The sequence below is a fragment of the Burkholderia sp. Ac-20392 genome, assembly GCF_017104585.1.
Lineage (GTDB): Bacteria > Pseudomonadota > Gammaproteobacteria > Burkholderiales > Burkholderiaceae > Burkholderia > Burkholderia lata.
The window spans coordinates 1-12,621 of record NZ_JAAGPB010000253.1 but is presented as its reverse complement, the minus strand read 5'-3'; the positions used below and the strand labels follow the sequence as shown (position 1 = coordinate 12,621).

The window sequence follows — 12,621 nt, the reverse complement described above, 5'->3', positions numbered from 1 at the left end:
GTCGCGGGCGCCGTCCAGTCGAAGCGGACGGCCGACGTGCGCGACACGGGCCGGGTTGCGATGCCGCGCGCGCGCAGCCGTGCATCGACGCGGGCGCCCGTCTTGCCCGAACCGCCGACGATGAGGGTGGGAAGTGCCGACATGACCGTCTCCTTTGACTAAAATACGAGAATGTCTCGCGTTTCAAAAACACGATAGACTCTCGCATTAGCAACGTCAAGTTTTTCTGGAGGCGGCATGGGCCGACAAAAATCGGGGCAGAACGACGGGCCCGGCGCAGCGGCAGCGGACACGGCAGACGCGCCGGCCCGTGCCCGTCTGGTGCCGACGCAGCAGCGCAGCCGCGAGCGGTTCGAGCGCATCCTCGCGTGCGCGTCGGACGTGATGATCGAGAAAGGCTGCGACGCGTTCCGGATGAGCGACATCGTCGAACGCACGGGCATCTCGTTCGGTTCGCTGTACCAGTACTTCCCGGACAAGGCGGCCGTGATCGGCACGCTTGCGGAGCGCTACAACGAAGCCGGGCACGTCTGCGTGCGGCGCGACCTCGCGACGATGAAGACGCTCGACGATCTGCACGCCACGCTCGCCCGCATCACGGACAGCTACTACCGGATGTTCGTCGACGAGCCGCTGATGCGCGACATCTGGCGGGCCACGCAGGCCGACCGCGCGCTGCAGGCACTCGACCGGGCGGACGGGGAGTTTCTGGCGGGGTTGTTCGCGGATGCGCTGGGCGAAGTGGCGCCCGATACGCCGCATGCGCAACGAAGCGCGTTCGCCGAGCTGATGATGATCCAGATCGCGGCGGCCGTGCGCCATGCGATCACGCTGCCGCCGAAAGCGGCGCAGCAGATCCTCGCGATGTTCAAGCGGACATTGCCGCGGGATCTGTCGGTACTGGGCGCGTAGTCGTGTCAAACGAAGGACGCGGCCGGCACCGACATCACGACGCGCCTACCGGATACGCAATCTGCCGACGGCAAACACGCCTGACGTGTGTCACGGCATGACGGGCGGATGGTAGCTGAGCGTGCTCGCAAGCGCCCAGAGCATGAAAATCACCAGCGGCAGATGCACCACCAGTTGCGTGAACGTGAACCCCACGATGTCGCGGGCACGCAGCCCGAGCACACCGAGGAGCGGCAGCATCCAGAACGGATTGACCAGGTTCGGCAGTGCCTCGGCCGCGTTGTAGACCGTCACCGCCCAGCCCAGATGGACGTGCAGCAGTTTTGCCGCCTCGATCACGTAGGGCGCTTCGATGATCCACTTGCCGCCGCCGGACGGCACGAAGAATCCGAGGACGGCCGAGTACACCCCCATCACCGCGGGAAACGACGATGGCGACGACAGCGCGACGAAGAAATGCGCGAGATGATCGGAGAGCGGCAGTCCGGCAGGCGCCGATGCCCTGGTCAGGATGTACGCAATGCCGCCGTACAACGGAAACTGGATCAGCACTCCTGCGACCGACGGCACGGCACGCGCGACGGCATTGAGGAATCGCCTCGGTCGCCAGTTCAGCAGCATGCCCAGCATCAGGAACACGAAGTTGTACGTGTTCAGATTCGAAATCGCGATCAGCGGATTTTTCGTCGTGAACTCGTGCGCCACCCAGATCGTGCCGATCGCAACGATCGCGAGGGTGACGAGCGGGCTGTACTCGAGCCAGTCACCCGGGCGAGCCGGGTGCGGGATCGTGGCGTGGGCCTCGTCGAGCGGAATCCCGAGCTCCGCCGCCGTCTTTGCACGCGCGCCGCCGGGCGCGGACAACCAGGCAATCAGCAGCGACACGACCGTCAGCACGGCCGCCATCAACATCGACTGCGGCAGGAAGATGGTTTCCGCGAACGGAATGACGCCGGAGATGGCGAGCAGCGTCTTGGGCAAGCTGTCCGGATTCGCCTGCAGTTGCGATGCGGACGAACTCAATCCAAGCGCCCACGTCGCCCCCATGCCGAGATAAGCAGCCGCGCCCGCCGCCCGGTAGTCCATGCGCAGATCGGCGCGACGCGCCAGTGCCCGAACCAGCAGGCCGCTGAAGATCAGGCTGATCGCCCAGTTGAACAACGAGGCGACGATGCTGACGAGCGCGACGAACGTTACGGCCGCCCGTCCGGACGACGGCAAACGCGCGAGCCGGTCGATCAGTTTCGATGCGGGTGGCGATACCGCGACGACATAACCCGAAATGGCCACGATCGCCATCTGCATCGTGAACGGAATGAGGCTCCAGAAGCCGTCGCCGAACGCCACGCCAACCTGCCTGATCGGCGCGCCGATGGCCGTCGCGCCCGCCGCCACGATGACCACCGCGATCGCAGCGAAGATATAAGCGTCCGGGAACCACTTCTCCGACCAGCGCGCCACGCCGGCGGCCATCCGCTCGAGCGCGCCTTCACGGTCCGTCGCCGGCGCACCCACGCGCGGCACTTCCATCAGATCCTTCATCGTTGTCTCCTTGTCCGCCAACACCCTAGTTTGATTTTTCATAGACCTGGATCGCAGCGGCCAGGTCCTCCAACGCGGTACCGACGGCCTTGAACACCGTTCGCTGGCCGTCGTTCAATCTGCCTTTCGCTTCACCCCTGCACAATGCCGACAAGGTCCGGTTCAAGCCGCCGATCGCAATGACATCCCGCGACAGCGGGCCAAGGAGATCACCGGATTTTTGCGGTGCTTCGTGCGTATCGACGTAGATCTCCGCATTCCGGAAGCAATCGTCGTCGGCCTCGCGCATGCGCGGCGTAAAGCTGCCGATCAGGTCGAGATGCGATCCCGGCGCGAGCCACTTGCCGGCGACGACCGGCTCCGTCGCAAGCGTCGCACAACTAACGATGTCCGCGCGCCGAACGCTTTTCTCGAGATCAGTCACGGGCTCCGCGTTGAAACCGAGCTCGGCCAGCCGATCGACCAGCTCGGCCACAGCCCGCGGATTCCTGTCCCAGACTTCGACGTCCGAAATCGGCAACTGGCTGCGATACGCGAGCGGAATCAGGCTGCCAACGCGTCCGGCGCCCAGCAGGACGAGACGCGACGCATCCGGACGCGCCAGATAGGTCGCGGCCAGTGCCGATGCGGCCGCGGTGCGGCGCGATGTGATCTCGTCCCCGTCCAGCTGCGCAAGCGGTCGTCCCGTCCGCCCGTCATAGAGCACATAAGTCGAGTGCAGCCCGGGTAGTCCGTGCCTTGCGTTACCCGGGAAGATATTGACCGTCTTGATGCCCAGATAGCCGTTGTCTTCCCACGCGGGCATGATAAGCACCGTGCCCTCGTCTTCACTGCCGGCATTGATCGCATGCGCATGGCGAAGCGGCACGTGACAGCCATCGACGAACGCCTGCCTCAGTCGCGCTATCAGCGATTCAAAATCCAGTGCATCGCGTGTTGCCACGGCGTCAAAGTATTTCATGGTGAACATTTCCTTCAGCGGGTTCATGCATCGATGGCAACGTCGGTTGCCGGAATGGCCTGGCAGGCGAGACACACATCGGGTTCATCGGGCCCGTGTCCGCTCAAATGCGCGACTTCGCCCGATACGACCTTGACCGCGCAGCTCTCGCACTGTCCGACACGGCAGCCGCTCGGCATGACGACCCCGAGCGACTCCGCGAACGACAGCAGGCTTCCGTCGCGAGGCGTCCAGGTGGCCTCGCGACGCGATCGGGTGAACTGGACGACGAATCGTTTCGACGGGTCGGGCGCCGGCCTGGACGGCGACCTGAACGCTTCCTTGAAGATGTCGAAGGGCGGAACACCGCGTTCGATCAATCCGGCGGTAATCGCCTGCATCATCGGTTCCGGGCCGCACAAATAAAACCGTGCGCGCAGTCGAATCAGGTCGTCACTGACGACGTCCGCCGTCAGATAGCCTTTCATCTGGTAGTCGCGCCCGAGTACCTCGTCGTGCGGGTGGTTGTAGCAGTTGACGACTTCGAGCTTCGGCAGCCGCTGCTTCAAGACCTCGATGCGTTCGCGGAATGCGTGCGTCCCGCTGTTCTGGTTTGCATAGAAGAGTCTCGATTCCGGCGCCTGCGCCCCTCGATCCTGGATCGACTCCAGATAGGAGACGAATGGCGTGATGCCGATGCCGCCGGCGAACATCACGACGGGTTGCTTCGACGCCGGCGGTACGATGAAGGTGCCGGCGGGCGCACCGAGCAAAACGGGATCCCCCACCTTGAGCGATCCATGTATGTAAGAGGACATCGCCCCTTCGAACGGAACGCCCTCCCCCGTTCTGCCCTTCTGGTGGCGCACCGAGATCGAGTAAGTCCGGCGATCGTCTTCGCAGGCGGCGCCTGTCAACGAATAGGCGCGTGTCGTCCCCCCGTCGCCAAGCGTCGGAACGTGCACGGTCACGTGCTGCCCGGGCAGGTAGTCCGGCAACGCCCCGCGGTCCGACGCCCGAAACGTGACCGTTCGCACGCCGCTCGCTTCCTCGTGGATGGCGGAAACGACAAAATCCCGCCGCCCTTTCCACGACCGGCGCGACGAGTCGATCGACGGGTCCGGGCGGATGCGGCAGCGCACGGAGCGCAGCGGCGACGATCCGCTCACCGGGTCGAGTCTGGCCGCCGAAACAAGCCGATTGAAGTTGCTGTGGTTTCGCCCCTCCACGGCGAGCGAATCCATGCCGATCTCGTCACAGGCCTGCCACCAGCCGTATTCGGCCACGATCACGTCATGCGCCAGCTCCGGCACGAGGCGCGCCTTGAAGCGCGCCGAGCCGTTCTTCGTTTCGATCAGGAACCAGTCGTCATCGACGATGCCGTGCTCCGCCGCCAGCGCGTCGTTGAGTTCCGCGACGGGGTACGGCGCGCGGCGGCGCAGGCTCGGGAGCCCGCGGTGCTGACTGTGGCAGTAGTACCCGTTCTTCATCGAGGTCAGCGTACAGGGGAAGCGACGGCGATCGTTCACGCCCTCTCCCAGCCCATGCTGCGGCGGCACGTATCGAGGAACCGCCGGGTAGCCGTGACGATGCAACTTCTCGGAATACAGTTCGACCCGCAACGTCTCCGTGTTGAAACCGCGTGCGCCGTCAGGTGTTGCGGAAGCGTATCGACGCTCGCATTGCATCAACGGCCTGGCGATGCCCTCTGGATGCCCGCGCAGCATCGCGATGTCCATTCCGAGCGGCTCGAGCATGTGATTCCACCCCGCCTCGATACTGCCGCCGAAGAACCGGTCCTTCATGCCGAGCCGAACGGCCAGATCGAAGACGACGTCGTAGTCGGCGCGGCTTTCCCCTCTCGGCGGCACCATGCGCTGTCTCAACTGGACGAGTTCGACCGCGCGTTCGTTGATCTCGAAACCGAGCCGCAAGCCTTCCCGCTCCCACGGCGTGTTCACGGGCAGCAGGATGTCCGCGTAACGGGACGACGGCGTCTCGAAGAGATCGCAGTGAACGTGAAAATCGAGCGCGCAAAGCGCATCGTGGGCGATGCCGCCGTCCGCCTGGGACAGCACCATGTTCGTGCCGAACGCGAACAGTGCGCGGATCCGATAGGGCTCGGCGTCGAGAATCGCGCGATAGACGTCGCGCGCCGTCACCCAACCCTGGGACGGCGGGCCGAGCGGCCGTTCTTCGAGGCCGAGCGCCTTCGCGCGTTGCCCCGGGTTCAGCATCGCGTAGCTGCTGACTGCATTGGCCGGCTGCTTCGCCCATTCCCGATTGGAGCCGCGCGTATCGAACGCGCCCGTCAACGCATACAACGTCGCAATGGAGCGCTCCGTCTGCGTGGCATTGGTGTGCATGCCCACGCCGGACCACGCGTGATAGGCAATGCCCTGCCCGGGGTGCAGCATTTGAGCGGCCTTCATGATGTCGGCTGCATCGACACCGGTGATCGCACTGGCATGTTCCGGCGTATACGCTGCAAGCGCACGCGAATAGAGGTCGAACGCAGGCGTGCATTCCACCTGCGTGCGACGGCCGGTCGCGTCCGTGATCCCGACGTGGCGCGTGCCGGCCATCAATAGATCGGTGAGTGCCGTACCGGCTTCCTCTTCGACCAGTTCAAGACGGTCGAGCGTCTGGTTCCAGAGTGCGTATCGATTGCCCGATGCGTGCGGGTCGATATCCCGTTCACGCAGAAACCGTCCGGTATCGGCACGCACCAGCAACGGGCCGTTCGTCCATCTCCGAAGGAAGGGTTCGTCGACGTTGCCGATCGCGATCATCTGCCTTGCAATGGCCATGGCGAGCGCACCATCGGTTCCGGGATTGACGCGCAGCCACAGGTCCGCCTCGCGGGCGAGCGGCGTCGGCCGCGGATCGACGACGATCAGCTTCGCCCCCCGGCGACGGCCTTTTGCGATCGCATCGGCCTGGGCCAGCCACGTATTGGCAGGATTGTTGCCCCACAGAACGATGAGATCCGCATGCTGATAATCCGCGGTGGGCATGCCGCAGCCGAACGTAAAGACATGCGCGCTGTCCTTGTGCCAGTTGCATATCTCGGTCGCGTAACAGATGTTCGGACTTCCGAACAACCAGACGAATCGTTCGACCCAGTCGATACTGTCGCTCATGGGTGTGCCGCTCGGCGTCGTGACGCCGAACGCCACCGATTCCGCGCCGTTCTCGCGCTTGAAATGCGCAAGACGCTCCGCGATCTCGGACAGCGCCTCCTCCCAGCCGATGCGCTGCCAGCCCGGATCGGCGGCACCCTTGGGCCGGGTCCGCCGCATCGGATACAGCACCCGGTTCGGGCTATGCACGAGTTCGGGTGCGGCTTTCCCCTTCATGCACATCGCATGGCCGGTCGGATGCGTTTCGTCGGGCCGCACCTTGATCATCATGTCGCCACGCACGACGTTGATCGTGCCGCACCGTGACCGGCACAACGTGCAATAGCCCTTTTTCTCCTGAATGTCCATCGATTCGCATCATCCGCTTCATGTTTGACTCCATCCTAGGAAGCGGACACGGCCATGACAAATTCATCCTTTTGATGGCCTGATATATATTGAATCAATATCACGCAACCCGATTCGATGTACCGTTCGGACCTTCGAGGCGGCGCCGTTCCGGAACCGCCCGGATTTCTCGGAGCCTCGCCCGTGAGCACGCACATCACGCTTCGCCAGATCGAGTATTTCGTCTCCGTCGCCGACACCGGCCAGATTTCGCAATCGGCCAACCTGTGCTCGGTCTCCCAGTCGTCGATGACCATCGCGCTGAAGAATCTCGAGGAGATGGTGGGCGTCACGCTGCTTCAGCGTCATTCGAGAGGGGTGCGACTGACACCGGCAGGCGAGCGGTTCCTGCGTCACGTGCAACACGCGACCCTGTCGATCGATCGCGCTTTGGTGGCGGCGCAGGAAGAACCCGAGCAGATCTCGGGGCATGTGCGGATCGGTGTGACCGAAACCATCTCGGCTTATCTGATGCCGTCGCTGATGTCGGTCATTTCCCAACGATTCGGCAACCTGAGCGTGAGCATCGTCGAAGGCGAGCGCGAAGCGATCGAGGACATGCTCGTCGATGACCGCCTCGATATCGCGCTGCTATTGGTGTCGAACACGGCAGAGATTCGGGACTTGAAATACGAGACGATGCTGCGCTCGCCGCGCAGGCTGTGGACCCATCCGGATCATCCGCTGCAGGAAGCGCATCGGGTCACGCTGGAGGACGTCGCACGCGAAAACTACCTGCTCCTGGACATGGACGAGCACCTGCGCACCGTCGGCAAGTATTGGGGAAGCTACGGCATCACGCCGAACGTCTGGATGCAGAGCAAATCGATCGAGGCCGTCAGGAGCCTCGTGGCGCTCGGACAAGGCGTCACGATCCTGTCGGATCTCGTTTATCGTCCCTGGTCGCTGGAAGGAAACCGGATCAGCCGCCGCAATCTGAGTGTGACCGTCCCGACGATGGATGTCGGCGCGGTATGGCGACGGGGGGGTGCAACGTCGACGCCGTGCCGCGCGCTGCTGGAATTGTTTCGGTCATGGAAAAAAAGCGCGCGATAGACGCGCGCCATGCCGGCGGTGCGTGATCGACAACGAACCAGCGCAACCGTTCGTGCAGGCCGGCGCGGCGCGCCCGGGCAGAGCGGGTGCGACGAGCGGTGGCCGGCGCCCGATCACGCGGCGCCGGCCAGTGCCGATCAGCGCTTCGCCGGCACCGGCGGCTCGCCCGCCGTCGTCGCGTTGCGCGCCCAGTCGGCGAACTCGGTGTCGTAGCGATTGCCGATGGTCGCGACATGGTTTGCGTAGCCGTCGTAATCGCCCACCCGGAAGCGCGACACGATCGTGTCGACGTCCGCGCGATGGCGCTCGAACATGAAGCGCGTCGCCATGTAGCCCCACCGGTACGCGCGCGTGACGTAGTCACTCGACGAGTAACGCGTGCCGAGCACGTCCGAGAAGCGGTATGCGCCCGTGCGCACCGCGTCGATCGACTCCTGGTTGTCGTTCTTTCTCGACAGATACTCGGCGACGCCTTCGATCCACCACACGGTCGGCTTCGCGGTGCTCACCGAGAAGTCGCCCGCCATGTCGTAGCGGCCGTCGAGATAGTGCGTGAACTCGTGCTCGAGGTTCCACACCTTGAACTCGGGCCGCAGCCACGAGGCCTCGTGCGCGATGAAGCGCGCCTGGTTGCCAGGCGCGGACGGATCGCCCTCGAGATACATGCCGCCGTTGTCGGTGCTGATGCCGTAGATCACCGACGCGTATTTTCGATAGTTCGCGTAGTCATCGAAAATGACGAGTTCGATCGTGTCGTTGCGATCGCCCGCGACCGGCTTGCGCCCGGTTTTCAACATCCGGTGGAAGTAGTCGTCCTGCCGCGCGACCGCCGTGCAGACCGACTGCAGTTGCGGCATCGTCATGTCCTGCGCGAGAATGCGCACGCCCGCGTTGCATGCGTAGCGATTCGAGAGCACCGCGTCGGTCAGCCGCTTCTTGTAGTCGCAGGTGCCGTAGTCCGCGCAGTTGCCCGGATCGCCGTAGTCGACCGCTTCCGCCGCCGCGAGCCAGAGATCGCTGTCCGCGCCCGTCATGCTCGTCGACGCGAGCAGGTCCTGGATCATTTTCTTCACACGCGGCTTCTGCGTCGGATAACGGAGGAAGCGAAACGTTTCGCGCGCCGCGTCGGCCAGCTGATAGGCGGCGCTCGTGTTCGACAGGCTCGCGCGGTTCGCGGTGACGAAGCGGTTGAGCGTCTCCGGGAGCGTCGCGTCGCTGTCGAGCATCGGCTGCGCGCCGCTGCGCTGGTGTGCATAGAAGAACACCGTGAGCAAGCCGGTAAAGCCGCCCGCCGCACTGCGCTGCAGCAGCGGCGCCGCCGCCTGCGGATTCGCCGCGCTCACGGTGTAGGACGCGATGCGGTTCTTCAGCGTCGGCAGGTAGTACGCTTCGTCCCGCATGTTCGTGATGAGCTTCATCAGCTCGTTCGCGGTGCTCGGCGCGCGCGCATTGTCGCTATAGAGCGCATCGCCCTCCAGGCTCTGCTTGATATACGGGCGCAGCGACACCGCGAGATTCGGGATCGGGTTTGCAATACCCGATACATCATATTGGTAATACGCGGCACGCAGATAAATCAGCAAATTGACCAGGATCAAATTGCTCGCATCGTATTGATGGATTTCCTGCACGAAACGACTCGCAACAGCGTGCACGTTTTCGGCATTGAAGATCTGGGTGGCCTGCGCTTTATCGACCGAGAACAGGCCGTAATGGCATTCGTAATCGGGAAGATTCGCGATGTAATCGGCGAGCGCCGCGCCGCGATACTGGGTCATCACCGACATGTCGCGGCAATCGGCGCCCGACGTGCTGCGCTTGCTGCGCGTGGCCGGCTGCTTGAGCGAAGGCCTGGTCAGCGCCGCGCGATCCTGCTCGCTGAGCGGCAGGTTGTACTGCGCCTGCTCGGGCGACACCGGCAGATTCTGCGGCACGCGAGGCATGCGCGCCTGCCGGGGTTGCGTCGGCTGCGTCGGCTGCGCCGGCTCGGTATTGGCTGATGCGGTGCCGGCCAGTCCGGCGAATACCGACCACGCGACGATGGTCGACCAGCGGCGGGTTTTTTGAAGCCCCTCGTTTATTGCCACTTTATTTTCTCTCGGTTGTTTTTGGGCAACCAAGATATAACATTACATATTGAAACGTCAATTTAATCGATATGAAAGTTATCCTCGTTAATTAGTTTAACTATTTGACGATTAAAATCTGTTTTCGAAATAATTCAACCGGCGGACAGGATTCGGCGAGCCGCTTCCATCAATGAAAAACGCGGGTGGCGAACCGCACCGGATGAACGACACCATCCGGCACGACTCGCCACCCGCGTTGAAGACCTTCCAGCCTTCTGCTTACTTGCTGTAGTCGTACACCCCACGCCCGGTCTTCCGCCCGAGGCGCCCGGCCGTCACCATCTCGCGCAGCAGCGGGCACGCACGATACTTCGGATCGCCGAAGTCCTTCACGAACACGTCCATCACCGCGAGGCACACGTCGAGGCCCACGAGGTCGGCCAGCGCGAGCGGCCCGATCGGGTGGTTCGCGCCGAGCTTCATCCCCGCGTCGATTTCCTCCGCCGACGCGATGCCTTCCGCCAGCACGAAAAACGCTTCGTTGATCATCGGCACGAGAATCCGGTTCACGACGAAGCCCGGCGAGTTGCGCACGCCGATCGGCGACTTGTCGAAACGCTCCGTCAGCTCGCGTACCGCCGACGCGGTCGCATCGCTCGTCTGCAGCCCGCGGATGATCTCGACGAGCGGCATCAGCGGCACCGGGTTGAAGAAGTGCATGCCGACGAAGCGCGCCGGATCGGCGAGCGGCGCCGCGAGCGCGGTGATCGAGATCGACGACGTGTTGGTCGCGATGATCGCTTCGGGCCGCGCGACGGCCTCGATCTGCTTCAGGATGCGGCCCTTCAGCTCGACGTTCTCGGTCGCGGCTTCGATCACGATATCGGCCGCTGCAAGCTTCGCGTAGTCGGTCGACGTCGTGATGCGCGCCAGCGCCGCATCGCGCGTGGCGGCGTCGAGCTTGTCCTTCGACACGAGTCGGTCGAGGCTGCCCTTCAGCGTCGCGACGCCCTTCTCGAGCGCGGCGTCGCTGACGTCGATCATCACGACGTTGAGTCCTGCAACGGCGGCGGTCTGCGCAATGCCGTTGCCCATGGTTCCGGCGCCCACGACGCCGACAATTTCGATGGCCATGAAATTTCCTGTGTGTTCGGGTGCTGAGCGTTCGATTGTCAGATGTTCTCGAAGATCGCAGCAATCCCCTGGCCGCCGCCGATACACATCGTCACGAGCGCGTAACGCCCGCCGATGCGCTTCAGTTCGTACAGCGCCTTGACCGTGATCAGCGCGCCGGTCGCACCGATCGGGTGACCGAGCGAGATGCCCGAGCCGTTCGGGTTGACCTTCGCCGGATCGAGGCCGAGCTCCTGCGTGACCGCGCACGCCTGGGCCGCGAACGCCTCGTTCGCCTCGATCACGTCGAGATCGCTGATCTTCAGGCCCGCGCGTTCGAGCGCCTTCTGCGTGGCCGGCACCGGGCCGATGCCCATGTACGCCGGATCGACACCCGCGTGCGCATACGCGACGAGGCGGGCGAGCGGCTTCACGCCCTGCGCGCGCGCGGCGTCCGCGCTCATCATCAGCACGGCCGCGGCCGCATCGTTGATGCCCGACGCGTTGCCGGCCGTCACGGTGCCGTCTTCCTTCTTGAACACCGGGCGCAGCTTCGTGAAATCGTCCGCGCTTGCGTCGTGACGCACGTGCTCGTCGCTGTCGAACGCAACCTCGCCCTTCTTCGAGCGGATCGAGATCGGCAGGATCTGGTCCTTGAAGCGCCCTTCCGCGATCGCGCGCGCCGCGCGACGATGCGATTCGAGCGCCAGCGCATCCTGCGCGTCGCGCGAGATGCCGTACTTCGCCGCGACGTTTTCTGCCGTCACGCCCATGTGGATCGTCTGGAACGGGTCGTGCAGCGCGCCGAGCATCATGTCGACGAGCTTGCCGTCACCCATGCGCTGGCCGAAGCGCGCGGCCGGCACGGTGTACGGTGCGCGGCTCATGCTTTCCGAACCACCGCCGATCGCGACATCGGCGTCGCCGAGCATGATCGTCTGCGCGGCCGACACGATCGCCTGCAGGCCCGAACCGCACAGGCGGTTCACGGTCAGCGCGGGCGTGTGCTGCGCCACGCCGCCGTTGATCGCCGCGACGCGCGCGAGATACATGTCCTTCGGCTCGGTGTTCACGACGTGGCCGAACACGACATGCCCGACTGCGTCGCCCGGCACGTTCGCACGCGACAGCACTTCGGCGACCACCTTCGCACCGAGGTCGGTCGGCGAGAAATCCTTCAGGCTGCCACCGAAATCACCGATCGCGGTACGGACACCGCTCACTACCACGACTTCTTTCGCTGCATTGCTCATCGTCTCACTCCGGTTCGTTCGCGCCCGCAGGCGCGGGGATGCGTTGCGTTACATGTTCGGGTAATTCGGGCCGCCACTGCCTTCCGGCGTGACCCACACGATGTTCTGCGTCGGGTCCTTGATGTCGCAGGTCTTGCAGTGCACGCAGTTCTGCGCGTTGATCACCAGGCGATCGCTGCCGTCGTCGTTCTTCACGAACTCGTACA

9 protein-coding genes are annotated in these 12,621 nt (G+C 64.2%); 2 read left to right on the top strand and 7 right to left on the bottom strand.

Annotated elements, in window-relative coordinates; genetic code table 11:
• The first annotated feature begins 237 nt into the window (after nucleotides 1-237).
• Entirely contained in the window at nucleotides 238-912 is a 675-nt protein-coding gene (locus G3N99_RS24210; protein WP_174932521.1) for a TetR family transcriptional regulator, read from the top strand.
• Nucleotides 913-1,002: 90 nt separating this feature from the next.
• Here the strand turns inward: G3N99_RS24210 and G3N99_RS24205 are convergent, their stop codons facing one another.
• From G3N99_RS24205 to G3N99_RS24195, 3 genes are read right to left on the bottom strand one after another with little or no spacing between them, the layout of a single operon-like run.
• Nucleotides 1,003-2,454, bottom strand: coding sequence for a TIGR00366 family protein (locus tag G3N99_RS24205; RefSeq protein ID WP_206123655.1), 1,452 nt, complete (start codon nucleotides 2,452-2,454; stop codon nucleotides 1,003-1,005).
• A gap of 25 nt (nucleotides 2,455-2,479) precedes the next feature.
• Entirely contained in the window at nucleotides 2,480-3,415 is a 936-nt protein-coding gene (locus G3N99_RS24200; protein ID WP_206123658.1) for an ornithine cyclodeaminase family protein, read from the bottom strand.
• Nucleotides 3,416-3,438: 23 nt separating this feature from the next.
• Complete coding sequence (locus G3N99_RS24195; protein WP_206123654.1) at nucleotides 3,439-6,885, bottom strand: molybdopterin-dependent oxidoreductase; 3,447 nt, start codon at nucleotides 6,883-6,885, stop codon at nucleotides 3,439-3,441.
• Nucleotides 6,886-7,068: 183 nt separating this feature from the next.
• On the opposite strand from G3N99_RS24195, the gene G3N99_RS24190 reads away from it, so the two are divergent.
• Entirely contained in the window at nucleotides 7,069-7,980 is a 912-nt protein-coding gene (locus tag G3N99_RS24190) for a LysR family transcriptional regulator (protein WP_206123653.1), read from the top strand.
• A 137-nt stretch (nucleotides 7,981-8,117) separates the two neighbouring features.
• Here the strand turns inward: G3N99_RS24190 and G3N99_RS24185 are convergent, their stop codons facing one another.
• The 4 genes from G3N99_RS24185 to G3N99_RS24170 form a co-directional block, all read right to left on the bottom strand.
• Complete coding sequence (locus G3N99_RS24185) at nucleotides 8,118-10,061, bottom strand: collagenase (protein ID WP_206123657.1); 1,944 nt, start codon at nucleotides 10,059-10,061, stop codon at nucleotides 8,118-8,120.
• A 267-nt stretch (nucleotides 10,062-10,328) separates the two neighbouring features.
• Nucleotides 10,329-11,183, bottom strand: a complete 855-nt coding sequence (locus G3N99_RS24180) for a 3-hydroxybutyryl-CoA dehydrogenase (protein ID WP_174985282.1) — start codon at nucleotides 11,181-11,183, stop codon at nucleotides 10,329-10,331.
• 38 nt (nucleotides 11,184-11,221) lie between these two features.
• Nucleotides 11,222-12,415 (bottom strand): beta-ketothiolase BktB, encoded by a 1,194-nt coding sequence (gene bktB, locus G3N99_RS24175; RefSeq protein WP_206123652.1) that lies wholly within the window; start codon nucleotides 12,413-12,415, stop codon nucleotides 11,222-11,224.
• A gap of 48 nt (nucleotides 12,416-12,463) precedes the next feature.
• A partial coding sequence (locus G3N99_RS24170) for a 4Fe-4S dicluster domain-containing protein (protein WP_206123656.1) occupies nucleotides 12,464-12,621 on the bottom strand: 158 nt, incomplete at its 5' end.